The sequence below is a fragment of the Pseudidiomarina tainanensis genome (assembly GCF_004214835.1).
Classification (GTDB): Bacteria; Pseudomonadota; Gammaproteobacteria; order Enterobacterales; family Alteromonadaceae; genus Pseudidiomarina; species Pseudidiomarina tainanensis.
In genome coordinates this window covers 1,596,045-1,620,864 of sequence record NZ_PIQJ01000001.1, presented here as the reverse complement: position 1 = coordinate 1,620,864, position 24,820 = coordinate 1,596,045, and the positions used below count along the sequence as shown (strand labels likewise).

Genomic DNA, 24,820 nt, shown 5'->3' with positions numbered 1-24,820 from the left:
TCAAGTGAGTAGCATGTTATGAGTACGATGCAGATTGTTTTTAGTATCATCGGATTAGTGCTGATTGCCGCCATTGTGGGGCATGGTGTGTGGACGATTCGGAAAAATGAAAAGCGTCAGCAAGAGCAAGCTGCGGCTGTGGAACAAAAACGTCAGCGTGCCAGCTCCAGTGATTTTGATGACGATGGTATTGGTGAGGTTCGTGTCGTGAAGCGCACGCCGAGTGCGACACCAGCTAATCCATCTGTCAGCGCAGCTGAACAATCTGTCGATACCACTAAGGTTTCTAACGATAAACCGAAGGCAGAACAAGCGCCAGCGGTTGCTCCGACAATTCGAGCCACCGATGAAGAACCTGAGTTAGATTTGCCAGAAGTGACTGTTGATGATGAAGAGGTGAAGGCGCGTGCGGTGGCAGCGAAGCCAGCGCCACAACAAGCTGATAAGAAAGATATTTCACCCCAGCCGGCGCAACAAAGTATGGATTTGCCGTTGGAACGCGACGATGACGAGCCCATTATTACCGAAGAGCCAGAAGAAGTTATTGTACTGCATGTAACGGGTAACATTGAAGGTGCAATTTTATTACAACAAATGACCGAGTTAGGCTTTAAGTTTGGCGATTTTGACATCTTCCATCGCCATGTTGATACAGCAGGAAATGGCCCTGTATTGTTTAGCTTGGCGAACATGTTCAATCCCGGTAGTTTCAATATCGATACGATCGAAACGTTCCAAACCGAAGGCGTTGCATTGTTTTTAGCGCTTCCTATTAAAAGCAATTCGCTGCAAGCTTTTAACATGATGCACAACGCTGCCGTGAAACTTGCCGCAGCCGTTTCGCGCGGACATGTCTTAGACGAACACCGTAATCCGCTCACGCGTCAGGCTGTGCAGCATATTCATCAGCGTATTCGTGAGTTCGAGCGTAAACGTTTAATTAAGCAAAATTAATCATGACTAAAGATTTATTTGATGAAACACCGAGCGCGTCGCTTGAGCAACAGCAACGCGCGACTTATCTCCGTGATCTTTTAACTCGCTATAACCGCGAATATTACGAACTCGATGAGCCGTCAGTGCCTGACGCAGAGTACGATCGACTCTTCCGTGAACTACAGCAATTAGAACAAAGTTATCCAGAATTACAACACGCTGACTCACCTACGCAGAAAGTCGGGGGGCAAGCGCTTGACGCATTCTCACAGGTTACCCATGAAACACCGATGTTGAGTCTAGATAATGCGTTTTCGGAAGATGAATTTGATGCGTTTGCAAAGCGTGTTGCTGAGCGCCTTGATAGTGCCAGCGACGTGGCGTTCTGCTGTGAACCGAAACTTGATGGTGCAGCGGTAAGTATTCTTTATGAAAACGGCAAGCTTGTTCGTGCCGCTACGCGTGGCGATGGACAAACCGGTGAAGATATTACCGCTAACGTTCGAACTATTCGTAATGTGCCGTTACAGCTTCTTGAAGATTTTCCGGAACGTTTAGAGGTACGTGGTGAAGTGTTTATGCCAATCCACGCCTTCGAGCAATATAACGAGAGAGCCGCTGCTGCAGGAGAGAAAACCTTCGCCAACCCACGGAATGCTGCTGCAGGTAGTTTACGACAACTCGATAGCCGCATGACCGCGCGTCGTCCGTTGCATTTTTATGCCTATAGCATGGGCGTGGTTAGCCCCGATGCCGATTTAGCGGCGACTCACTTCGATCGTTTGCACCAATTGCAACGCTGGGGCTTGCCGATTAGTGAAGAAATTAAGTTAGTCAGTGAGGCGGCCGGCTGCCACGCGTATTACCAAGACATCTTGCAGCGTCGTGACAGCTTGCGTTACGAGATAGATGGTATTGTATTAAAAGTGAATTCGATTGCGCTGCAAAGCGATTTAGGATTTGTTTCTCGGGCACCGCGCTGGGCTATCGCTTGGAAATTTCCAGCACAAGAGGAGTTAACGGTTATTCGAGGTGTTGATTTTCAAGTTGGACGAACCGGTGCAATAACTCCTGTGGCGCGTTTAGAGCCAGTGGCTGTAGGTGGTGTTACGGTTTCCAATGCAACGCTTCACAACGCTGATGAAATTGAACGGCTGGATATTCGCATGGGCGATACTGTTATTATTCGTCGCGCCGGCGATGTCATTCCGCAGGTCGTTCAAGTTGTTCATGAACGTCGCCCAGAAAATGCTGAACAGATTGTTTTTCCGCAACATTGTCCGGTTTGTGAGTCGCATATTGAGCGTGCCGAAGGCGAGGCGGTGGCACGGTGTACGGGTGGTTTGATTTGCGCTGCGCAGCGGCGTGAAGCGTTGAAGCACTTTGCATCTCGCAAAGCCATGGATATAGATGGTTTGGGCGATAAATTAATTGAACAGCTTGTTGAGCGCGATTGGGTTAAATCGCCTGCTGATTTATACCGTCTGCGAGTACGTGAACTTGCTCACTTGCCACGAATGGGCGAAAAGTCAGCAGAAAAAATTGTAGCGGCAATTGCCGCAAGTAAAGAAACAACATTACCGCGCTTTCTGTACGCATTGGGTATTCGCGAGGTTGGGGAAGCAACGGCCGCTAATTTAGCGAGTCACTTTAGTGAGTTATCGCTAATTTCAACTGCAGATATTGAGGCACTAGAACAAGTGACTGATGTTGGTGGCGTTGTCGCAAGCCATATTTATCAATTTTTTCGAGAGCCCCATAATCAGCAAGTCATCGAAGAGCTACTCGAACTTGGTATTGTCTGGCCGGCAGTCAAGAAAATCGCGGAGAGCGAGGCGACGCTTGCAGGTAACACATATGTGCTAACGGGTACCTTAACGCAAATGACGCGTGATGAGGCGAAGCAAGCGCTGCAAGCGAAAGGGGCTAAGGTGTCTGGCAGTGTGTCGGCAAAAACTACAGCTGTTATTGCTGGGGATAATGCTGGTTCGAAGTTAACGAAGGCTGAACAGCTGGGTGTCACAATTTTGAGTGAGGCCGATTTAATCGACCTCCTCAAATAACTCTTAAGATTGGGTATTCAACCGGGTTACGTCAACATACAGTTTCAGTTGCTGACCCGGTTGCAAGTAATTGCTGCGGCTAATTTGATTCCATTTTTCAATATCAGTAATGGTGACATTAAACCGAGAAGCAATACGGGCGAGTGAGTCTCCCGAGCGGACTTTATAGTTGAGACTACGCACCACACCAGCCGGTTTTTCCGATTGAGGCAACCAAACGACTAGTGTTTTGCCGGGGCGTAAGGGGTCGGTTGGTGCCATACCATTCCAGCTTGCTAGCTTGCGCAAATTAACATTGTACTCGCGACTGATATCCCACAAAGTGTCGCCACGTACAACTTCGTGCTCTACTTTGTAAGCTCCGCGTGATTCAGATTGTTTACTAACCAAACGCTGCTCGGCTGATAAACTGTAGTCATCAAGATCACGTGTGGCCACCGGAACTAACAAATGTTCGCCAGCGCGAATAATATGCCCTGAAATGTTATTCGCCTGCTGAATCGCTTTCGCTGTAGTGTGGTATTGCTTCGCAATAACCAACAAACTCTCACCTGACTTCACCTTATGGCGTGTCCACTGCACCAGCTCTTTGCTGTCTGCAGTAGCCAACCATGCTTGAAGCTTTTCAGCATGTTCAATCGGTAACAGCAGTCGGTGAGGGCCAACTGGGTCGGTTGCCCAACGGTTATAGGCTGAGTTGTAATGGTGCAGCGTATCTAAATCGAGTTCTGCCATTTCCGCAGCTTTCGCCAGATCGATTTGGCTTTGCGCTTCGACAATCGCTAAGTAAGGCGTGTTATCGATAGGCAGCCAGTGCTGAGCATAATCGTCGTAGTTCTTCAAAATATCAGCTAGCGCCAATAGTTTGGGTACATAAGCGCGTGTCTCACGGGGTAAATCGAGAGACCAAAAATCGGTTGGTTTACCGGCGCGCTTATTTTTCCGAATGGCATTAGCGACACGCCCTTCGCCTGAGTTATATGCTGCAAGAGCATGTAGCCAATCGCCATCAAAGCGCTTTTGTAACGCATCTAAGTAATCCAAAGCCGCATGTGTTGCTGCGTAAACATCGCGACGGCCGTCGTACCACCAATTGATCTCTAAACCATAGTGGCGAGCGGTACCCGGTATAAATTGCCATACGCCAGCGGCTCGACCATGAGAATAAGCAAATGGATCGAATGCACTCTCGACAATTGGCAATAATGCTAATTCGAGCGGCATATTACGGCGTTCTATTTCATCAACAATTAAGTACATGAAGGGTTGTGCGCGTTTTGCAACCCGCTCCATGTAGGTCGGGTTATTGAGGTACCAGTTACGCTGGCTGACTAAGCGCGGTACTTCAGGAGCTTCCATGGTGAGTTGTCGTTTAATACGAAGCCATAAATCAGCTTCTTCTTGTGGTGTAAGCTCGACCTCGGTAACGGTACTGACTTCCAATTCAGATGTTTCTGCTTCTTTTTCAACATCATTTATTGGCGCCGCAATAGGCTCTTCTGGAACCGTTTGCACGGTCGTACTGGCGTCTGCAGGTTGATCTTGCCACGGCAGAGTAGAGCAGCCACTAAGGATGCTTGAAGATATTGCGATAGCTAACCATTTTTTCATGTACATCATTCCAAAACTCTAAATTGCTGGCAGTTTACGGGATTAGAACTGGTCTTTCCACTGTCGCAGTCGAGCGAACTCTGCAACCGTTGGTGCCCGCAAAAACGGATTAATTTGTTTTTCGAAGCCGATCGTGCTGGGTAACGTTTTTAACCCATGTTCACGCAGCGCTTTCACTTGTTCACTATACCGGCGAATTTCCTGATTATTAGGTTCGGCCGCCAACGCAAACTCAAGGTTTGCTGCAGTATACTCATGAGCACAATAGACGTTGGTAGCGTCAGGTAGTTCAGCTAAGCACTGTAAAGATTTGTGAAACTGTTCAGGCTTACCTTCGAACATTCGGCCACAGCCAGCAGAAAATAATGTATCACCCACGAAAACGTGGCCTGGAGTATAAAAACAAATATGATCGAGGGTGTGCCCTGGTGTACAGAAAACGGTGTATTCACGGTCATCGCCATCAACTGAAAAGCGTTCAAGGTGTTCGAGTGGGCGACTCACGCCCTGAATATGTCCGCCACGAGGGCCATAAACCGGAACGTCATAATCTTTTAATAAATCGACCAAGCCGTTGGTGTGGTCCCAGTGATGATGGGTAATAAAAAACGCCATAATACCGACATCATGACCGCGTAACCAATCGCGAACAGGTTCTGCTTCGCCGGGATCGACAATAATTGCATCCGAGCCAGCATATGGCTGAATGGCCCAAATATAGTTATCATCAAATGCAGGAATCGCAGCGATATGCATGTAATCACCTAATGAATTAATGAATATAAACACTTTATAGGCGCAGATTATAAAGGGGGCAAGCAATGATGTTAATGCCAGCGCGTCGAATAACGTCGACACCTGCACCAACAAGCTGGTCACAGCTGCCTCATGGCGAATGGCTCCAAGCAGAGTTAAGTAAGGCGTTGGCACCGAGTTGTGCAAAAGTTTTTGGCTATCACTTTGCCCGGGTTGGACAGCTTGCGAAGGCGTTGGAACTGCCAGATTTAAGAGTACAACATGAGTTTTCTGCGGCGCTTACTGCAGGGGCTGATATTCAAACCGATCTAGAATATTGGCCATTTGCCGAAGGTGTACTCGATGCTGTTATGATGATCGGCCAGCTTGAATTTGAGCGAGATCCACACCAAGTATTACGAGAGCTGAGTCGCAGTCTGATTGCTGACGGTCATTTAATTTTGGCGAGCTTTAATCCGTTTAGCCCAGCGGTTTTGACCGGTTTTTGGCCAAGTAATACAAAAAAAGCACCATGGCGTGGGCGTTATTTTAGCAAAGCACGTATTAATGATTGGCTAGCTCTGTTAAATTTTGAAATTATTGATAGCGGTTATGTTGCACCAACGATGATGTTTGCGAAAACAAACTCACCAAGTGTCGGTTTGGGTCACATTGCAAGATACCTTCCGCAAGTTGGGTCAATGTATTACATCGTCGCTAGAAAACGAGAGTTTCCGCTGACGGTAGTGCGGCATAAACAGCGAGCAAAACCTCGTGTTAATGCATTACCGGTGGCAAATCGAGTGAAATAATCTGATTAAGAACTAAATAGGAGTTGTTGATGTTAAGTTCACAGGAATTATGTGCTCAGGCGCGCTCAAACGTGTCTGAAATTGATGTTCACGAGTTACAACAGAAAATTGCTGAAGGCGCGCGCGTCATCGATGTGCGTGAACCGGGTGAATTTGCCGCAGGTCATATCCGCCAAGCAGTCAACATGCCGCGAGGTGTATTGGAAATGCAAATAAATCAGCACCCAGCGGTCGCTGGCTATGATGATGCATTGCAGCGCATTGCGGCAGAGCCACTTTATTTAATCTGTCGCTCAGGCGGACGCTCTGCTTTAGCTGCAGAATCACTCGTTCGCATGGGATTTGAACAAGCGAAAGTTATTTCCGTCGCCGGTGGCATGCAGGCGTGGGAAGAAGCGAAATATCCACAGGTAGCAGGTGAGTAATTAGCTACTGGGATTAAAACCCGTGTCGTCCTGCAGTTTCGAACTTTCTGCGGCGGCACGGGCCAATTCGTCACAACGCTCATTTTGCGGGTGGCCATTATGGCCCTTAACCCAGTCCCAACGAATCGTGTGGCGCTGTACTGCAGTGTCGAGCGCTTGCCATAAATCTGCATTTTTTACCGGCTTTTTTGCCGACGTACGCCAACCGTTCTTTTTCCAGTTGTGAATCCACGATTGAATGCCCTGACGCAGATACTGACTGTCGGTTGTTAAGATGATATCACACGGTCGTTTAAGTGCTTCTAAAGCTTTGATAGCGGCAAGCATTTCCATACGGTTATTCGTTGTCAATTTATAACCAGCTGAGAGCTCTTTTTTATGTTCACCGTATTCGATAACAATACCATAGCCACCTGGCCCTGGGTTACCAAGGCATGAGCCATCAGTATAGATATGCACCTTTTTAGACATGAAAGCGTTACTCGTTTTTAGTTATTTGTTACTGGTTATTTGAACAACCGAGTCTAGCAGATAAACAAGACAATGTGCGTTAGATAAATTTAAATGTATTTACTTGTCCCATCACACGAAAACAAGCACACTAATAACGAATAACGAATAACGAATAACGAATAACGAATAACGAATAACGAATAACGAATAACGAATAACGAATAACGAATAACGAATAACGAATAACGGAATCCTCATGCGACAAATAGTACTAGATACAGAAACAACCGGTTTAGACCCCGCACAAGGGCACCGCATTATCGAAATCGGTGCAGTTGAAGTTATTCGTCGAAAATTAACCGGACGCACCTTCCACGCCTATATCAATCCGCAACGTGTGGTAGAGCAAGAAGCAATAGAAGTTCATGGCATTACCAATGAATTTTTAGAAGATAAGCCAGTGTTTGCACAGATTGCAGATGAGTTTCTGGCTTTTATCGACGGCGCAGAGTTAGTCATTCACAACGCCGCATTTGACGTCGGATTTATTGATCATGAATTTCGTTTGCTCCGCAATGGATTTGGTAAAACGACGGATTATTGCCAAATACTCGATACCTTGATGCTGGCTCGAGAAAAGCGTCCCGGACAAAAGAACAACCTTGATGCGCTATGTCGCGCTTATGGTATCGATAACTCAAATCGTACCTTTCACGGGGCTTTGCTAGATGCTGAGTTATTAGCTGACGTTTATCTCATGATGACTGGTGGGCAGACTAAACTTGAATTAGCCGGTCAAAATAAGAATGCTCAAGGTAGCCATAGTACTGGATGGACGCGTGTTGAGAATAAACCATCGTTAAAAATCGTTACGGCAACCGCAGAAGAAGAGCAACAGCACCAAGCTCGATTACAGCTTATTCAAAACCACATTTGGTCATAAAATCTATACTTTTTGCTGGTTTTGATGATTTTTCACGCAAACGAATCAAAAGTTGAAAAAAAAGGTTGACGATAGAATCCGGCGCTCGTAATATTCGCTCCGCATTCAGGGGGACCCATCCGGGAAACTCGGAATTAGGAAAGCGGAGCGGTAGTTCAGTTGGTTAGAATACCGGCCTGTCACGCCGGGGGTCGCGGGTTCGAGTCCCGTCCGCTCCGCCACTTTCCTGAAATTGGTTTCATACCGCTGCGGAGCGGTAGTTCAGTTGGTTAGAATACCGGCCTGTCACGCCGGGGGTCGCGGGTTCGAGTCCCGTCCGCTCCGCCATTTCAAACGATTATCTTGTCTTTTTGGAGTGTCGTGCGATGAGTTTGGCTAACGCCTGCTTGACGTGTGGGGCTTGCTGCGCGTCTTATCGTGTGTCGTTTTATTGGGGAGAGGCTACTGGCGCTCCTGAAGGCTATGTTCCAAGCGAACTAACCGAATCATTTCATCCTCATTTATTGTGCATGCAAGGCACGAATCAAAAAAGTCCGCGTTGTGTCGCTCTAGAAGGCGAAATTGGGCAACAGGTCAGTTGTTCTATTTACACGAATCGGCCGAGTCCTTGTCGTGAATTCAATATTTCTGAAAATGGCTCTAACCCGTATTGCGATAAAGCGCGCGCGAAATACGGTTTAAGTCAGCTCATTCCTGTGCAAGAAGTAGCCTAGAAGCCGTTAGATTGGGGCAAATTGTTACAATTGTGCCATGAACGGCTCTTGAGCGTGGTTGCTATGAGGGGTACATTAGTACAGTTAAATACAACCACAAGGGAGAATCATTATGCGCAAGAGCCTTATCGCTGTTGCTATTGGCGCGGCATTAACAGTTGCCGCATGTTCAGATAAAGAAGCGACTCAGCAAGTTGCAGACACTGCACAAACTGAACAAGCACAGTCTGCTGAATTCAATCAAAATAACCCATTCTATGCTGAGAGCACTTTGCCATATCATGCTCCAGATTTCTCAAAGATCAAATTTGAGCACTATAAACCAGCTTTTGAAGCGGGTATGGCCGAGCATGCTGAAGAAATTGCAGCAATTGCTAACAACTCTGAAGCCCCTACATTTGAGAACACTATCGTTGCAATGGAACGTTCCGGTGCATTATTAGGTCGTGTTTCCTCAGTGTTCTACAATGTTGCTGGATCGAACGGTAATGATGATACCCGTGCACTACAAGGTGAACTTGCACCTAAAATGGCGGCGCATCGTGACAACATCATGTTGAACCCAGATTTGTTTGCTCGCGTAAAAGCCGTTTACGACAATCGCGCTGGTCTTGAAGGTGAGGCGTTACGCTTGACCGAAGATACCTATAAAGGTTTTGTTCGCGCTGGCGCTGAATTAAGCGAAGACGCGAAAGCACAAATTCGTGAAATCAACAGCGAAATTTCTTCGCTAACAACTGAATTCCAACGCAACTTAATGAATCTTGCCAAAGAAAACATGGTTGTTGTTGAAGATAAGGCGCAATTAGCAGGCTTGAGTGAAGCTGAGATCAAGCAACTTGCTGAAGCTGCAACGGCTGCAGGTCATGATGGTAAGTATGCGATTTCCATTACCAATACAACACGTCAGCCAATTCTAGCGTCGCTTGAAAATCGTGAATTACGGCAGCGTGTTTGGGAAGCTTCAGCATACCGTGGTACTGGTAATACAGCGACGGACAACCGCCCATTAGTGAAACGTCTCGCTGAATTGCGAGCAGAAAAAGCGCAACTCCTCGGCTACGATAACTGGGGTAAATATGTTCTCGAAACCAGCATGGCTGGAACTCCTGAAGCGGCACAAAAAATGCTACGCGATTTGGTGCCTGCGGTTGTGAGCAATGTCGAAGCCGAGCAAGCTGAAATCCAAGCAATGATTGATGCGGAAGGCGGCGACTTTGAAGTTCAACCGTGGGATTGGGCATATTACGCAGAAAAAGTGCGTGCTGAAAAGTATGCGTTAGATGCTGAAGAAGTGAAGAAGTACTTCGAATTCAACCGCGTAGTTGAAGACGGTGTATTCTTTGCGATGAACCAATTGTTCGGCATTACGTTTGACCAACGCGATGACATTCCTACATACGGTGACAATATCCGCGTTTATGAAGTGAAAGACGTTGACGGTGAAACCTTAGGTCTGTTCTATGGCGACTGGTTTACTCGCGATGGTAAGCGCGGTGGTGCATGGATGAGCTCGTTTGTTAGCCAATCGAACTTGCTCGATCAGAAACCTGTTATTTTGAATAACCAGAACATCAAAAAAGCAGCAGAAGGTCCAACTTTCTTGAGCTTTGATGAAGTGAGCACCATGTTCCACGAAATGGGTCATGGCTTACACGGTATGTTCTCAGACGTCATGTACCCGTCACTTGCCGGTACCTCTGTATCGCGTGATTATGTTGAGTTTCCGTCAACTTTCCAAGAAGACTGGATGCTCAATGAAAAGGTGTTGAATAACTTTGCGAAGCATTATGAAACTGGCGAACCAATGCCAAAAGAATTGCTTGATAAAGTGATGGCAGCGAAGAACTTTAATATGGGTTACGACACGCTTGAGTATATTGCGTCAGCCCTGTTGGATTTCGAATATCACACGTTAACGCCAGAAGCCGCTGCAAGCATTGAAGACGTTGCTGCGTTTGAAGCCGCAGCGTTAGAGCGCAATGGCGTCGCAGTTGATGCGGTACCACCGCGTTATAAATCAACGTTCTTCGCGCACGTATTCGCTGGCGGTTACTCAGCAGGGTACTACGCATACATGTGGTCTGAAATTTTGGCTGCCGATGCATTCAAATATATGCAAGAGCAGGGTGGTTTAACATTGGAAAACGGTCAGAAATTCCGTGACACCATCTTGTCAAAAGGAAATAGCAAAGACCCAATGCAACAGTACATTGATTTCCGTGGCCAAGAACCAACTGGTGAAGCGCTTCTTGAGCGTCGCGGTTTAACGACACCGAAAATCGATTAACATAAATACAAAGTTAAAAAGGGGTAAAGCTTCGGCTTTACCCTTTTTTTTGTTTAATAAATAGCTGAATACTGTCAGTAAGGTGATGTTTAAGCTTAAAAATTTGATTTTTGTCAAAAATGCATCATAAATAAAGGTGACCATTTTGTCACATTAATAAAACAACCAGGGGACATTATTATGACAAGTTTAACTAAGTCATTTAACTTATCGCTGAGTGCTCTTGCTGTCGCGTCATTGCTGCCTAGCGTTGCTGCGGCACAAGACCAATCAGAAAGTCAGAATGCTGATGAGGCACAAGAACGGATTATTGTAACGGGTTCACGAATCAACCGTACTGACATGGAAACCGCTTCACCGATTGATATTATTTCTCGGGAAGACATTGAAGCTTCGGGCTTCTCAAACCTTCAACAAATTCTAGAACGCTCACCGGCGGCAGGTGCAGGGACGTTTTCGACTCGTGGAAATAGCCAAGATTCAACGGCTAACGGCGGTGCTGCAGTAAGTTTACGCGGCTTCGGTGCCGACGCAACGCTAGTATTAGTTAATGGTCGACGGGTTAATGTATCAGCGTTCGCTGAGGGGGTAGCGAATTCGTTTGTCGATATTAATACTATTCCGGTATCTGCAATTGAACGTATTGATATCTTAAAAGATGGTGCGTCAGCGCTCTACGGTTCCGATGCAGTTGCCGGTGTCGTAAACGTTATCTTGCGTAAAGACTTCGATGGTATGGAATTAAGTCTAAGTCATGGTAGTACCACCGGACCAAGTTACGACGAAACTTCAATGAGTACCGTGTGGGGTACCGGTTCAGGGCGTAATAATACCACAGTAATTTTTGATTATTATCGCAACACTTCAATTATGGGGAGTGAAATGGGTCGTTTTGGTACAGCAAACCAAGCGCCGTATGGTGGTAATGATTTTCGGTCATCACGCGGATATCCGGGTAATTTTATCCTAAATGGCGAAGTTGTGATCGACCCAGGCTGCCCGGAAGAAAATACGTTTGGTCAAACCTGTGTGTATGATTACGGTCCCGCTACGATGACTTGGCCTGAAGCAGAACGTGTAGGGGCCATGGTTCTATCAAACTTTGAAGTTAGCGCTAATGTTGATGCATACATTGAGTTTGCTGTACAACACAACAGTTCAAAAGCTGGTGGGGCGGCCACACCGCTAGACGGTGATGCTGGATTATATGTACCGGCTGATCATCCGAACAATCCATTTGGTGAGTATGTTGATATTAACCGCTATCGCACAGTTGATGCAGGTAATCGAGTTTGGGATATCGAGTCTGATACATTACGGTTCGTCGCAGGTTTGCGTGGTATGCTTGGCGCTTGGGATTGGGATGTATCGGCAACCAAAGCACGTAGTCGCGGATTGCAGACCGGCAGTAAAGACCAAGGTTGGGTACGTACAGACTTCTTGCAAGAGGAAATTAATGCAGGCCGATATAATCCATTTGGCGGTGTTACCAATGATCCGGAGGTTATTGATGCCATCACAACCAGTCTCGTCCGTCGTGGCGAATCCCATCTGACTGCAGTCGATGGAAGCATCACCGGTGAATTATTCCAGTTAGGCGATAACTATGTATCGATGGCGGCTGGCTTTGAATATCGCGAGGAAGATGTTGTCGACACACCAGATGATCAGTTCCAGCGTGGTTTGATTTTTGGTACTGAGTCGGTGTCGGCTCAAGCAGAACGAGATCAGTGGGCAGCCTATGCTGAGTTTCTAGTGCCAGTGGGTGACGCTGTCGAGGTCAGTTTAGCCGTACGCCATGATGATTATAGCGATTTTGGTTCAAGTACCAACCCGCAAGGTAAGATTCAATGGTTTGTCACTGATGACTTTACCTTAAGAGCTTCGGCCGGCACCGGATTCCGTGCGCCATCACTCGCGCAAATTGGTTTAGGTCCATCACAAGTATCCCAATTCTTTACTGATACCTATCGCTGTCCGACTCCTGATCCGAGCAATCCAGCGTGTGCTGCAACCGATTACACAATTGTGTTTAGCGGTAACCCAAATCTGGAAGCTGAAGAATCGGAAAGCTGGAATATCGGTGGCGTATGGCAGGTCAGTGATGCGTGGGATGTTAGCGCTGACTACTGGTCAATTACTCAAGATAATAAAATTGATCGGAACGATTTTGAGTTGGTTTATGAAGCAGAGTGTAACAATCAAAACAGCACTATATGTGTGCGTCTAGATCCGTTACCAGGGCAAGAGTTAGGCTCATTATCAACGTTATACAACAGCTATATCAATATCAGCTCGCAGGAAGCGAGTGGTCTCGATCTCTCTACCAACTATTTAATGTCATTGAATGATATGGGTGATCTGAAATTCGCACTAGATTGGACCTACATGACTAAGTTTGAGAAAAACGGTATTGATTATGCTGGTGAATATAACTATCCAGAGCACCGTTGGATTGGTAGTGTTGACTGGAGTCGCGATGCATGGGGCGCAACAGCCATCGTGACATACATCGGTGAATTTGAAGACTATCAGTCTCCACAAGATGTCGAGGCGAGTAAAGCGCGTACCGTAGATGCAATGATGTTGCTCGATTTACAAATGCGCTATGACTTTAGCCAAAGCACCCGTTTAACTTTTGGTGCTAATAACGTACTTGATGAAGAGCCGCCATTTGCTATTGGCGATGGTGACGGCGATTTATATGGTTATGCGTCCAGTGTCCACAATCCTCGTGGTGCATTCGTATATGCCAAAGTAAACTTCAAGTTCTAACATCGTAAAATGCAATGTTAAAAGGAGGATGGAGCTAGCTCTGTCCTCCTTTTTTTGATATACAGGTTAGTAAATAATTTGTAATCAATCGAGTACGAAAATGTCCGAGATTTTATTTGCTTCACAGCCTATCTATAGTCGCAATAATGATGTTTATGCGCACGAGTTGTTGTATCGTCACGAAAATGGTGTCAGTGCGTTTGAAGTCGGCGACAGTGTGGCAACTAGCGAAGTTTTATACAATCTCTGCACGGGGCTCCTCGATTACGTTGAACACGTGAAATTGCCTGTATGCGTGAATGTCTCAACAGAATTTCTACTCTCTGGTTTATTCCTCCCATTAGCCCCAAATCATGTCATTGTCGAATTGGTTGAACGAATAGAACCGACGCCTGAAATCATTGATGCGGTTAAACGCTGGGTAGATAAAGGTTTTCGATTTGCTTTAGACGACTTTGAATTTCAAGATAGTTGGACTCCGCTGTTAGAGTTTGCATCAATAATTAAGGTTGATATTGAGAGAACATCGTTTGATATCGCGCAACAACGGTTTGAGCAATTAAGCCAGCTTGATGCGTTATGGCTCGCCGAACGCGTTGAAGATGAAGCAACCTACGAACGGTATAAAGAACTCGGTTTCGATTTATTCCAAGGCTACTACTTAGCGCGCCCAACGGTGGTAGAAGGTAAACGTGTTCCTTCAGCAGCTGCTACTCAATTAACGCTAGTTATCAATCAATTGTTTAGTGAAGACCCTGAACTGTATGAGATTGTCGCGGCACTGCAAACCGACCCGGTGTTGGTGGTGAACCTTCTGCGTATTGCGAATAGCCCCTATTATGGCCTGTCGCGAAAAATCGAGTCGTTGAAAGAAGTTGTCATGTTGCTCGGCCTTGAGCCGCTAAGAAAGTGGGTACTGCTGATTGTTTCGGTAAAAGGGCAGGCGCCAACCAAAACGAAACTCGTTCTAATTCGAGCTTACATGTGCAGTGAACTCGCTCGCAAAAAAGATCCATTTAATCGTCTCTCAGGTGCGGCGTTTTTAGCGGGATTATTGTCCGGTTCTGATGTGTTACTCGGTATCGACAAGGAAACATTCCTAGAAGACTTACATATTTCAGAGCACGTACGTGAGGCTGTCTTGCAGCAAACTGGCGAACTCGGCAAATACCTCACTCAAATACTCGACTTTGAATATGATTTAGCCATGAAAAAGCCGGTGGAAGAGCACGGTGATTTGTTCGAAATCTATCAACAATGCCACTTCTTAGTTGATGAATTACTGAACAATGTGGTAATTGACTAAGTGCTAAGCGCTAGTGATTCGCGGCATATCCTGCTATAATTCGGGCCACTTTTTTTCTGTCCTGAACTAATGAATAGGAATCACTATGTCGACTGATAGTTCAAAGATTATTTATACCGAAACTGATGAAGCACCTCGTTTAGCAACATATTCATTGCTTCCGATTATTCGTGCTTTTACGGATGCTGCCGGTGTTTCTGTTGAAACTCGCGATATCTCATTAGCGGGTCGTATTATTGCGAATTTCCCTGAGTATTTAAAAGAAGAGCAACGCATTGGTGATGCTCTTGCTGAGCTTGGTGAATTAGCTAAAACCCCAGAAGCAAATATCATCAAGTTACCGAATATTAGTGCCTCAATTCCGCAGCTAACTGCTGCGATTAAAGAGTTGCAAGAACAAGGTTATAATCTTCCGAACTATCCGTTTGAGCCACAAACCGATGAAGAGCGCGATGTTAAAGCGCGTTACGACAAAATCAAAGGTTCTGCAGTAAACCCGGTTCTTCGCGAAGGTAACTCAGATCGCCGTGCGCCAGCATCGGTAAAGAACTATGCGAAGAAGCATCCACACCGCATGGGCGCATGGTCAAACGACTCACAAACTCATGTTGCTCATATGAGTGATGGTGATTTCTACAGCAGCGAGCAATCAACGACGTTTGCGCAAGCTGACGATCTTAAAATTGTTCTCAACACGCCTGCAGGCCAAACGGTTTTGAAAGATTCAATCAAAGTATTGGCTGGCGAAGTTGTCGATGCCGCGCGTATGAGTGTTGCTCAGTTACAAGCTTTCTTTGCAAAAGAAACTGCAGCAGCTAAAGAACAAGGCGTGTTGCTGTCATTACACTTAAAAGCCACCATGATGAAGGTCTCTGATCCAATCATGTTCGGTCATGCAGTAAAAGTTTATTTCGCCGACGTATTTGCAAAACACGCTGATTTGTTCAAAGAATTGGGCGTTGATGCAACGAATGGCTTCGGTGATGTGCTTGCTAAGATCGCTGAATTACCAGCCGATCAGCGTGCGGAAGTTGAAGCTGACATTCAAGCGGTTTACGACCAGCAACCAGAATTAGCAATGGTTAACTCTGACAAAGGTATCACCAACTTGCACGTTCCAAGTGATGTGATCATTGACGCATCAATGCCTGCGATGATTCGCGACGGCGGCAAAATGTGGAACCGTGCGGGCAAAACCCAAGATACTTTGGCAATGATTCCAGATCGCTGCTATGCGGGTGTATACCAAGCAACCATCGATTTCTGTAAGGAGTACGGTGCATTCGATCCAGCGACAATGGGTACAGTACCAAACGTTGGTTTGATGGCGCAAAAAGCAGAAGAGTATGGTTCACACGATAAGACCTTTGAAATTCCTGCTAACGGCACCGTGGTTGTGTTAAACAAAGCGGGCGAAACTGTATTCTCTCATGACGTTGAGAAAGGTGACATTTGGCGCATGTGCCAGGTGAAAGATGCGCCAATTCGTGATTGGGTGAAATTAGCGGTAAATCGTTCACGTTTAAGTGGTATGCCTGCGGTTTTCTGGCTTGATGAAAAGCGCGCACATGATGCTGAGCTAATCAAGAAAGTAAATGAGTATCTAAAAGAACACGATACTGATGGTCTTGATTTACGCATTTTGGCGCCAACTGAAGCGACTGAACACACACTGGCGCGCATGAAAGATGGTAAAGACACGATTTCTGTTACCGGTAACGTCCTGCGCGATTACTTAACAGATTTGTTCCCAATTCTTGAGTTGGGTACGTCTGCAAAAATGTTGTCAATTGTTCCCTTGATGAATGGCGGTGGCTTATTTGAAACTGGCGCCGGCGGTTCAGCTCCAAAACACGTTCAGCAATTTGTTGAAGAAAACTATTTGCGTTGGGATTCACTTGGTGAGTTCTTAGCATTGGCCGCTTCACTTGAGCATTTGGCGCAGCGTAACAATAATGACCGCGCACAAATTCTTGCCGATGCGCTTGATGCTGCAACTGCGAAGTTCTTAGAAAACGACAAATCGCCAGCACGTAAGCTTGGTCAGATTGATAACCGTGGTAGCCACTTCTATCTCGGCATGTACTGGGCCGAAGCGCTTGCAGCGCAAAGTAAAGATAGTGCTCTAGCTGAGCGTTTTAGCAAGTTAGCTAAGTTCTTAAATGAGAACGAAGCGAAGATTGTAGAAGAGCTTAACGGTGTTCAAGGTCAGTCAGTTGAGATTGGTGGTTACTATCAACCAAACGCTGATCTGGTTGATAAGGCGATGCGCCCATCACAAACCTTGAATAGCGCACTAGCAAGTCTGTAATTTATTTCAGTTACCGACTAATTCAGGGCATCCCTAGTGGATGCCCTTTTTATTTGGTTAGTGCTAGAATGCGGCTCTATTTTTCTAGTGACTTATTGAGGACATCGTATGACAGATGCGGTTGAGTATATCCAGAGCCCGTTATGCCAAGATTTTTCGGCAGAGGGTTTAACGGTAAATATTGATATCTATCGCACCGAAGACAGCGATTGGATTCTTGAAATTGTCGATGCTGACAATAACTCGACAGTGTGGGAAGATCATTTTGAAACAGATGCAGCAGCTCTTGAAGAGGCATTAGATGCATTGAAGCAAGAGGGTGTTCATGCTTTTGTTGGCTCGTTTAGCTAACGCTCCCTGTTACTGTTCATAGCAATGAAACGCTATAGCGACGTTACATTGGTGACGTCGCTAACCATTCCAGTAAATCTTGGCCGACTTCGGCGCTTGCTGAACTTAGCGCAGTTACCGCATCACTTGTCTCATTGCCGCTTAATGGCCTTTGTGCGCTGAAACTCATGCTTTTGACGACTTTGCGTTGTTTGGTGGCAATCAGTTGCGCATCGTAACGCACTATCGCAACCGGCCCAGCAGAAGTTTCTTCAATATGAAACGACTGTAAGCGCCCGGCAAGCCGCCAGTCGCTATCCAGACCTTGTTGCTCCGAACTAATATTGCTGAAGCGACTGTCGCGCCATAATGCGTCTAGCAACCAACTTTGCCATAGCGCTGAAATTGAGGTGCTCCATTTGGCGTTGGGGTAAGCTAAAATACTGCCGTTATCAGTAATGCGAACAATACGTTCGAGTTGCAACGCATCGTTGAGCTCCGGCTGTGAAACGCGAATATCAGATAATTTCACAGACGCATTTTGTTGGGCAACGGGTGCTGGTTGCAGTGTGTAATAGTCGATAGGCGTTGCCTGAGGTAACACGCTACATGCGCTCGCAAAAACAGCAAAGCCAACTGCTAAAGTAACGGTTCTTAGCATCATGGTTGGTACTCCTTCATTTGTTCTGTTTCGAAGCGCGCAGCAATCGCATTCAATCGTTTCAGCGTGACTTGTAATTCCATTAAAGTTGGCCCAACTTCCGCAATGCCTGCCATACCAGCATCAATATTACCGCGATTTTGTTGCATCAGTTCGTTAAGTTGATTGCTAGCAGCAGCTAGGTTGCCGAGAGTTTCTTCCGCTTTGTTAAATAAGGGCTCGCTGCGTTCGGTTAACTCACCTTCCAGTGCCACCAAAGAATCATTCAATTGTTTGGTACTTTGTTGTAAGTTATCGAGAACTGAAGCAAAGTTCTGCGATTGCTCAGCAAGCTCACCACTAAAGGTATCGACGTTAACTAGAATCGACTCAATGGCTTGCATATTATTTTCAGAAAAAAGTCGGTTGGCGTTATTGATGACCTGACTGACGCTGACAAAAAGCTCTTCGGTGTTGAGGCGTAACTGGGTTAGTTCAGATGGTTCTGCGACAATTTCAGGAATACCATCTTGTTGATTAATCGGCTGGCTCTTAGCCACGCTTTGTTCTAATGCAATACCGCTCGCGCCCGTTATATTCAGCAACGTCCGGGATGCCTTGGTCGCTTTTGTAATAGGCGTTTCCGCAGTAATCCGAATACGAGCTCGTACCATGCGCGCATCATTTCTATCTAAACTCAACTGTGTTACTTCACCCACACTAATACCGTTAAATTGCACAGGGCTACCAACCGTTAAACCAGAAACCGGTTCTTTAAAAAGCACATCGTAATTTTTATAAGATTGTTCTGAGTCAGCTTTTGCTAGCCAGAGGCTAAATGCTAAAGCTGCAACAAGCAGTAACAGGGTCGCAATACCGACAATAATATGGTGCGCTTTGGTTTCCATGATTTAATTCTCCGCAGTATTAGCTGACTGATTAGAATGCTGCTCAATAATGGCACGTCCGCGTGGACCATGAAAATAAGCTTGAATCCAAGCGTCTTCATGCTCCGCAACTTTCGCTAGGCTATCAATAGCAATGATGTGCTTCTTAGCAAGTACAGCAACCCGATCACATATGGCGTAGAGCGTGTCTAAATCATGTGTTACGAGCACAACGGTTAAGCCAAGTGCTTTTGATAGAGTCAAAATTAGTTGGTCGAAAGCAGCCGCACTGATTGGGTCCAAACCGGCAGTTGGTTCGTCTAGAAACACCATGTCAGGTTCTCGAATCAAGGCACGAGCGAGTGCTGCACGTTTGATCATGCCGCCGGAAAGTTCGGCAGGATAGCGTTCGCCAGCGGCGCTATCTAGACCCACGAGTGCTAGTTTTAAACGAGCTAATCGCAGTGCCTCGTTACGTGACAATGAGGTATGTTCAAATAACGGCAAAGCAACGTTCTCAGCCACAGTCATGGACGAAAATAAGGCGCCATGTTGAAATAGCACACCAATTTGCTTTGCACGCAAATGAACGGAACCTGTGGTAGGTTTATTTAAGCCAATAGCAGTGCGCAACAATACGGATTTACCCGCTCCAGAACCGCCGACCAACCCTAAAATTTCACCGGTATTAACATCCAGGTCGAGGGCTTCGTGAACCACGGAAGTGCCAAATTTAGTGGTAATGTTTTTAAGGGTTAAAATGGGCTGTACGTTTGTCATTACCATTGCATCTCCATAAAAAACAAAGCGGCAATGGCATCAAGTAAAATCACGGCGAATAGCGCTTGAACCACACTTGATGTTGTATGTTCGCCAATTGAGCGGGCGCTGTTCGTTACTTTAAAACCTTCAAGACAGCCAATCACCGCGATAATAACGGCAAAAAATGGCGCTTTGCTTAGCCCAACCCAAAAGTGACGAATTGGTACTTCATTCAAAATTGTTAAGTACTGGGTTGACGAGATATCAAGACTCGCAATGGCGACCACAGCGCCGCCAAGCAACCCAGCAATCGTTGAGATAAAGCTAAGTAGAGGCAACATAATCAGAAGTGCCAAAATGCGTGGAATAACGAGCAGTTCAACGCTATCGAGCTGTTCAACTTGCATCGCATCGAGCTCTTCGTTGACTTTCATGGCGCCGATTTGAGCGGTAAACGAGCTTGCCGTTCGCCCCGCGAGTAATATTGCTGCCAATAGCACGCCAAGCTCGCGCATAAACCCAAATGCAACTAAGTCGACGGTATAAATCGTGGCGCCGAAATCACGAAGAACGGTAGCTCCTAAAAACGCGACGACGGCACCAACTAAAAACCCCATTAAGGCAACAATCGGAATAGCCGCTAAACCCGCTTGTTGCATATGGAAAAACCATGAAGTAATGCGCCATCGCTGCGGTCGTGGCAGTACTTGCAACATTGTTAGCGATACACGCCCAATAAAATTCATCAGAACAATAAATTGGTAACCGAGTTTCGATACCCACGCGCCCAAATCAGCAATAAACGAGTACCAAGGCCTTGTTGCTTGAGGTTCTGACTGCGCTTGGATATCGTAAGCACGCAGTAATTGATGAAAAATGTCACGATGCGTAGGTTGAAGTTGTTGAGCCGATTCGAGGAGTTTTTTAAGCTGAGTCGGGGATATTAATTCGGCAAGTAAACTCGCGGTATTCAAATCGAGACGTTCAAGTTCAGCGAAGTCTAAAAGTTGGATCGGCTGTTGCGACGAGACTTGGCGTAAAGATTTATCAATGGCTGAGTAATTCTCAAAGCTCCACGCGCCACTTAGTTTAAGTAACTGTTTTGAACTATCGTATGCAACAAAGCTAGAATCTGACATTGCGCTCAACTTAGTGATTCGATTAAGAAATACTATAACAACCTTTCAACTTTTAGTCAGTTTTTAGGCATTTTTTACAGGGTTTTGTTAAGGCTAAAATCACTACATGACATACATCAACGCATACGGCACAATAGGCGAATGATGACTAGATACTGTATGAAATAGCGCATGAGCGATGTAAACCAACCGCCGCAATTTATTCACTTACGCATTCACAGCGATTTTTCTATGATCGATGGATTAGCGAAAGTGAAACCAATCTGTGAAGCAACCGCAAGTATGGGGATGCCTGCGCTCGCCTTGACTGATCAAATGAATATGTGTGGTTTGGTTCGGTTTTATCGCACCACCCACGATAAAGGCTTAAAGCCGATTGTTGGCTGTGATTTGTGGGTGTTGCCGGAAGGTTGGTCAGAAGATTCGCAAGACGAGCCTTTCAGATTGACTGCGTTGGCGATGAATAACGACGGTTATCAGCAGCTTACGCAGCTGATTAGTCGGGCATATTTAGCTGGACATCGCTGCGGTAAGCATTGTATTAACAAAGAATGGCTAGCTGAACATCAGCGTGGAATCATTCTTCTATCCGGTGGCCGTGAAGGCGATATCGGCAGAAAACTTTTGCAAAACCGTCAAGACGAAGCGCAACAGTTGCTCGAGTTTTATCAGCAACATTTTTTCGACCGTTTTTACCTCGAGCTGCAACGAACAGGACGAGCCGGCGAAGATGAATACGTGCATGCCGCAGTCACATTGGCCGCTCATTGTGATGTTCCGGTTGTGGCAACCAATGAAGTGATGTTTCTCAAACCAGAAGATTTTACGGCACACGAAGTACGCGTGGCGGTGTCTGATGGTTACACGCTCGATGATAAGCGCCGCCCGAAAAAATACAGCGCTGAGCAATATCTTAAAAGCCCAGATGAAATGGCCGAATTATTCTCGGACATTCCAGAAGCTTTGGCGAATACGGTTGAAATAGCAAAGCGTTGCAACGTAACCGTCACATTAGATGAATACGTTTTGCCGGAATTTCCGACGGGCGGAATGACACCGGAAGATTTTTTAGTCAAAAAATCGCAAGAAGGCTTAGAGCAGCGCCTAGAAGTGTTGTTTCCCGACCCAGAAAAACGTAAGGAGTTACGCAAGCCATACGATGAGCGTTTAAAAATCGAACTCGACGTCATTAACCAGATGGGCTTTCCGGGATACTTCCTCATCGTGATGGAATTTATCCAGTGGTCCAAAGACAACAATATTCCGGTTGGTCCAGGGCGTGGTTCTGGTGCCGGTTCATTGGTCGCTTATGCGTTGAAAATCACGGATCTTGACCCACTCGAACTTGATTTGCTTTTCGAGCGATTCCTCAATCCAGAGCGGGTGTCGATGCCCGATTTTGATATCGACTTTTGTATGGATCGCCGTGATGAGGTCATTGACCATGTCGCTGAGCTATATGGTCGCGAGGCGGTATCGCAAATTATTACGTTCGGTACGATGGCAGCCAAAGCATCGATACGCGATGTCGGCCGTGTTCTGGGGCATCCATACGGCTTTGTCGATAAGATTACCAAGTTGGTGCCAGGCGATCCTGGCATGACGTTAGAAAAAGCGTTTGAAGTCGAACCGCGCTTAGTCGAAATGTACGAACAAGATGATGATGTTCGGGAAATTATCGACATGGCGAGAATTCTCGAAGGTGTCACGCGTAATGCCGGTAAACACGCCGGCGGTGTTGTCATTGCACCGGAGCGAATTACAGACTTCTCGCCGCTATATTGTGATGAAGAAGGTAAACAGCCGGTTACTCAGTTTGATAAAAACGATGTTGAGGCTGCCGGATTAGTAAAATTCGACTTTTTGGGGCTGCGGACACTCACGATTATTCAGTGGGCACTAGATATGGTGAATGCGAATCGTCGACGTGATGGTCAGCCACCAATCGATATTAATCACATTCCGCTTGATGATCCTGCTTGTTTTTCGCTCCTAAAAAAGGGTGCGACCACGGCTGTCTTCCAGTTGGAATCGTCGGGTATGAAGCAGTTAATTAAAAAGCTGCTCCCCGATAGTTTTGAAGACATTATTGCTTTGGTGGCGTTATTTCGACCTGGCCCATTGCAATCAGGCATGGTTGATAACTTTATTGACCGTAAGCACGGTCGTGAAGCCATATCTTATCCTGATAAAGACTACCAGCATGAATCATTGAAGCCGATTCTTGAACCAACCTATGGCGTTATCCTTTATCAAGAGCAGGTTATGCAAATTGCTCAGGTATTGGCGGGCTATTCATTAGGTGGCGCAGACTTGCTGCGCCGAGCGATGGGTAAGAAAAAGCCGGAAGAAATGGCAAAGCAGCGTGCAGTATTTGAAGAAGGCGCGCGCAAGAACGGGATCGATGGCGACCTAGCCATTAAGATTTTTGACCTTGTGGAAAAATTTGCGGGTTACGGTTTTAATAAATCGCACTCGGCTGCCTATGCGTTGGTTTCGTATCAAACACTCTGGATGAAAACCCATTATCCCGCTGAGTTTATGGCGGCCGTGATGTCAGCTGATATGGACAATACTGACAAAATTGTCACGCTGGTTGATGAATGCGAGAACATGGGCTTGAAAGTACTTCCTCCTGATGTGAATGTTGGGCGGTATAAATTCACTGTCGATGAGCAACAGCAAATTGTATATGGTATTGGCGCCATTAAAGGTGTTGGCGAGGGGCCAATTGAAGCCATTTTAGCTGCCCGCGAAGATGGCCCATTTACCGATCTCTTTGATTTCTGCTGTCGAGTTGATTTGAAAAAGCTCAATCGCCGTGTGTTGGAAAAATTAATTAAAGCTGGTGCGATGGACTCATTAGGTCCGCATCGTGCGACAATAATGGCAACACTCGAAAAAGCAATGCGCCAAGCCGAGCAACATGCACGTGCAGAGGCGATTGGTCAAAGTGATTTATTCGGCGTTCTGACATCAGCAGCGGATGACGTTGAGATTGAACATGAGTTTGTAACGGTACCAGCTTGGCCAGAGGCAATGTGGCTTGAAGGCGAGCGCGAAACACTTGGACTATACTTAACAGGGCATCCGGTAAACCGGTATCGAAAAGAGTTAAAAAACTATGTGCCGTGCGTCCTTGCTGACGTGCGACCTACAGGTCGCGACCAAACAACAACGGTAGCAGGGCTTGTGGTCGATGTGCGCACCATGTTGAATCGACAAAATCAACGTTGGGCGATTGTCACATTGCATGACAAAACCGCGCGTTTTGATGTACGTTTTTATGCTAAAGATTATGAAAAGTATCAGCACCTACTCGAAAAAGACCAAATTTTAGTGGTAAAAGGAGAGGTCAGCTTTGATGATTACTCCTCTGCCAATACAATGACGGCGCGAGAAGTGATGACTATTGTTGGCATGCGAGAGCAATACGCCAAAGTATTGCGTTTAATAGTGCGTCATGAACAATTAGCAGGGCAAGGGCTCGCACAATTAAGACAATTGATTGAGCCATTTAAACAGGGCACATGCCCGTTGCACATCCGTTATGTGCGCCCCGATTTAACGGCAGAATATGTGGCGGCCACAGAATGGTATGTGACCCCAACCGATGAATTGATGTATGAGTTGCAGCAACAGCTTGGTCAACAGGCGGTTGAACTCGAATTTTAATGGCAAATGGGAGC

19 protein-coding genes and 2 tRNA genes are annotated in these 24,820 nt (G+C 46.2%); 14 read left to right on the top strand and 7 right to left on the bottom strand.

Features of this window, described 5'->3' with window-relative positions; translation table 11 throughout:
* Positions 1–18 precede the first annotated feature (18 nt).
* Together zipA and ligA are read left to right on the top strand one after the other, a co-directional pair.
* On the top strand, positions 19–954 hold the full coding sequence (zipA, locus tag CWI82_RS07905; RefSeq protein WP_092854295.1) for a cell division protein ZipA: 936 nt from the start codon (positions 19–21) through the stop codon (positions 952–954).
* A gap of 2 nt (positions 955–956) precedes the next feature.
* Positions 957–2,999, top strand: a complete 2,043-nt coding sequence (gene ligA / locus CWI82_RS07900) for an NAD-dependent DNA ligase LigA (protein ID WP_130203106.1) — start codon at positions 957–959, stop codon at positions 2,997–2,999.
* Between the two features lie 3 nt (positions 3,000–3,002).
* Here the strand turns inward: ligA and CWI82_RS07895 are convergent, their stop codons facing one another.
* Together CWI82_RS07895 and gloB are read right to left on the bottom strand one after the other, a co-directional pair.
* Positions 3,003–4,616, bottom strand: a complete 1,614-nt coding sequence (locus CWI82_RS07895) for a LysM peptidoglycan-binding domain-containing protein (RefSeq protein WP_407681426.1) — start codon at positions 4,614–4,616, stop codon at positions 3,003–3,005.
* A gap of 36 nt (positions 4,617–4,652) precedes the next feature.
* Positions 4,653–5,366: a hydroxyacylglutathione hydrolase gene (gene gloB, locus CWI82_RS07890; RefSeq protein WP_092854299.1), complete on the bottom strand. Its 714-nt coding sequence runs from the start codon at positions 5,364–5,366 to the stop codon at positions 4,653–4,655.
* A gap of 65 nt (positions 5,367–5,431) precedes the next feature.
* Between gloB and CWI82_RS07885 the strand changes: the two genes are divergently transcribed.
* Together CWI82_RS07885 and CWI82_RS07880 are read left to right on the top strand one after the other, a co-directional pair.
* Positions 5,432–6,157: a class I SAM-dependent methyltransferase gene (locus CWI82_RS07885; protein WP_130203104.1), complete on the top strand. Its 726-nt coding sequence runs from the start codon at positions 5,432–5,434 to the stop codon at positions 6,155–6,157.
* 29 nt (positions 6,158–6,186) lie between these two features.
* Entirely contained in the window at positions 6,187–6,582 is a 396-nt protein-coding gene (locus CWI82_RS07880) for a rhodanese-like domain-containing protein (protein WP_130203103.1), read from the top strand.
* Here CWI82_RS07880 and rnhA read toward each other — a convergent pair whose 3' ends face one another.
* The gene (rnhA, locus tag CWI82_RS07875; RefSeq protein WP_130203102.1) at positions 6,583–7,053 is read right to left on the bottom strand and encodes a ribonuclease HI; all 471 of its coding nucleotides are present in this window, start codon (positions 7,051–7,053) and stop codon (positions 6,583–6,585) included. It lies immediately after the preceding gene.
* A gap of 238 nt (positions 7,054–7,291) precedes the next feature.
* On the opposite strand from rnhA, the gene dnaQ reads away from it, so the two are divergent.
* From dnaQ to CWI82_RS07830, 9 genes are all read left to right on the top strand, one after another.
* Positions 7,292–7,978, top strand: coding sequence for a DNA polymerase III subunit epsilon (gene dnaQ, locus CWI82_RS07870; protein WP_130203101.1), 687 nt, complete (start codon positions 7,292–7,294; stop codon positions 7,976–7,978).
* A gap of 144 nt (positions 7,979–8,122) precedes the next feature.
* A tRNA-Asp gene (locus CWI82_RS07865) sits at positions 8,123–8,199 on the top strand.
* Between the two features lie 29 nt (positions 8,200–8,228).
* Positions 8,229–8,305, top strand: a tRNA-Asp gene (locus tag CWI82_RS07860).
* Positions 8,306–8,343: 38 nt separating this feature from the next.
* Positions 8,344–8,691 (top strand): YkgJ family cysteine cluster protein, encoded by a 348-nt coding sequence (locus CWI82_RS07855; RefSeq protein ID WP_130203100.1) that lies wholly within the window; start codon positions 8,344–8,346, stop codon positions 8,689–8,691.
* A gap of 112 nt (positions 8,692–8,803) precedes the next feature.
* Positions 8,804–10,981, top strand: a complete 2,178-nt coding sequence (locus tag CWI82_RS07850) for a M3 family metallopeptidase (RefSeq protein WP_130203099.1) — start codon at positions 8,804–8,806, stop codon at positions 10,979–10,981.
* A gap of 180 nt (positions 10,982–11,161) precedes the next feature.
* The gene (locus tag CWI82_RS07845) at positions 11,162–13,756 is read left to right on the top strand and encodes a TonB-dependent receptor plug domain-containing protein (protein ID WP_130203098.1); all 2,595 of its coding nucleotides are present in this window, start codon (positions 11,162–11,164) and stop codon (positions 13,754–13,756) included.
* Positions 13,757–13,856: 100 nt separating this feature from the next.
* Positions 13,857–15,062 (top strand): EAL and HDOD domain-containing protein, encoded by a 1,206-nt coding sequence (locus CWI82_RS07840; RefSeq protein WP_130203097.1) that lies wholly within the window; start codon positions 13,857–13,859, stop codon positions 15,060–15,062.
* A gap of 85 nt (positions 15,063–15,147) precedes the next feature.
* Complete coding sequence (locus tag CWI82_RS07835) at positions 15,148–17,373, top strand: NADP-dependent isocitrate dehydrogenase (protein ID WP_130203096.1); 2,226 nt, start codon at positions 15,148–15,150, stop codon at positions 17,371–17,373.
* A gap of 108 nt (positions 17,374–17,481) precedes the next feature.
* On the top strand, positions 17,482–17,724 hold the full coding sequence (locus CWI82_RS07830; RefSeq protein ID WP_130203095.1) for a hypothetical protein: 243 nt from the start codon (positions 17,482–17,484) through the stop codon (positions 17,722–17,724).
* A 43-nt stretch (positions 17,725–17,767) separates the two neighbouring features.
* Here the strand turns inward: CWI82_RS07830 and CWI82_RS07825 are convergent, their stop codons facing one another.
* The 4 genes from CWI82_RS07825 to CWI82_RS07810 are packed head-to-tail and all read right to left on the bottom strand — an operon-like array spanning position 17,768 to position 21,131.
* Positions 17,768–18,367: an ABC-type transport auxiliary lipoprotein family protein gene (locus tag CWI82_RS07825; protein WP_130203094.1), complete on the bottom strand. Its 600-nt coding sequence runs from the start codon at positions 18,365–18,367 to the stop codon at positions 17,768–17,770.
* Positions 18,364–19,251: an MlaD family protein gene (locus CWI82_RS07820; RefSeq protein WP_130203093.1), complete on the bottom strand. Its 888-nt coding sequence runs from the start codon at positions 19,249–19,251 to the stop codon at positions 18,364–18,366. Before CWI82_RS07820 ends, CWI82_RS07825 begins: the two co-directional genes overlap by 4 nt.
* Positions 19,252–19,254: 3 nt before the next feature.
* Complete coding sequence (locus CWI82_RS07815) at positions 19,255–20,010, bottom strand: ABC transporter ATP-binding protein (protein WP_267899172.1); 756 nt, start codon at positions 20,008–20,010, stop codon at positions 19,255–19,257.
* Positions 20,010–21,131, bottom strand: a complete 1,122-nt coding sequence (locus tag CWI82_RS07810) for an MlaE family ABC transporter permease (RefSeq protein ID WP_130203091.1) — start codon at positions 21,129–21,131, stop codon at positions 20,010–20,012. Before CWI82_RS07810 ends, CWI82_RS07815 begins: the two co-directional genes overlap by 1 nt.
* A 171-nt stretch (positions 21,132–21,302) precedes the next feature.
* Between CWI82_RS07810 and dnaE the strand changes: the two genes are divergently transcribed.
* Positions 21,303–24,806 (top strand): DNA polymerase III subunit alpha, encoded by a 3,504-nt coding sequence (dnaE, locus tag CWI82_RS07805; RefSeq protein ID WP_130203090.1) that lies wholly within the window; start codon positions 21,303–21,305, stop codon positions 24,804–24,806.
* Positions 24,807–24,820 lie beyond the last annotated feature (14 nt).

Coding starts and splice junctions, on each gene's coding strand:
- CWI82_RS07845 (WP_130203098.1), top strand. CDS start 11,162: ATGACAAGTTTAACTAAGTCATTTAACTTATCGCTGAGTGCTCTTGCT.
- gloB (WP_092854299.1), bottom strand. CDS start 5,366: ATGCATATCGCTGCGATTCCTGCATTTGATGATAACTATATTTGGGCC.
- CWI82_RS07885 (WP_130203104.1), top strand. CDS start 5,432: ATGATGTTAATGCCAGCGCGTCGAATAACGTCGACACCTGCACCAACA.
- zipA (WP_092854295.1), top strand. CDS start 19: ATGAGTACGATGCAGATTGTTTTTAGTATCATCGGATTAGTGCTGATT.
- CWI82_RS07815 (WP_267899172.1), bottom strand. CDS start 20,010: ATGACAAACGTACAGCCCATTTTAACCCTTAAAAACATTACCACTAAA.
- CWI82_RS07830 (WP_130203095.1), top strand. CDS start 17,482: ATGACAGATGCGGTTGAGTATATCCAGAGCCCGTTATGCCAAGATTTT.
- CWI82_RS07835 (WP_130203096.1), top strand. CDS start 15,148: ATGTCGACTGATAGTTCAAAGATTATTTATACCGAAACTGATGAAGCA.
- dnaQ (WP_130203101.1), top strand. CDS start 7,292: ATGCGACAAATAGTACTAGATACAGAAACAACCGGTTTAGACCCCGCA.
- CWI82_RS07895 (WP_407681426.1), bottom strand. CDS start 4,616: ATGTACATGAAAAAATGGTTAGCTATCGCAATATCTTCAAGCATCCTT.
- CWI82_RS07880 (WP_130203103.1), top strand. CDS start 6,187: ATGTTAAGTTCACAGGAATTATGTGCTCAGGCGCGCTCAAACGTGTCT.
- CWI82_RS07840 (WP_130203097.1), top strand. CDS start 13,857: ATGTCCGAGATTTTATTTGCTTCACAGCCTATCTATAGTCGCAATAAT.
- ligA (WP_130203106.1), top strand. CDS start 957: ATGACTAAAGATTTATTTGATGAAACACCGAGCGCGTCGCTTGAGCAA.
- CWI82_RS07820 (WP_130203093.1), bottom strand. CDS start 19,251: ATGGAAACCAAAGCGCACCATATTATTGTCGGTATTGCGACCCTGTTA.
- CWI82_RS07810 (WP_130203091.1), bottom strand. CDS start 21,131: ATGTCAGATTCTAGCTTTGTTGCATACGATAGTTCAAAACAGTTACTT.
- CWI82_RS07825 (WP_130203094.1), bottom strand. CDS start 18,367: ATGATGCTAAGAACCGTTACTTTAGCAGTTGGCTTTGCTGTTTTTGCG.
- CWI82_RS07850 (WP_130203099.1), top strand. CDS start 8,804: ATGCGCAAGAGCCTTATCGCTGTTGCTATTGGCGCGGCATTAACAGTT.
- rnhA (WP_130203102.1), bottom strand. CDS start 7,053: ATGTCTAAAAAGGTGCATATCTATACTGATGGCTCATGCCTTGGTAAC.
- dnaE (WP_130203090.1), top strand. CDS start 21,303: ATGAGCGATGTAAACCAACCGCCGCAATTTATTCACTTACGCATTCAC.
- CWI82_RS07855 (WP_130203100.1), top strand. CDS start 8,344: ATGAGTTTGGCTAACGCCTGCTTGACGTGTGGGGCTTGCTGCGCGTCT.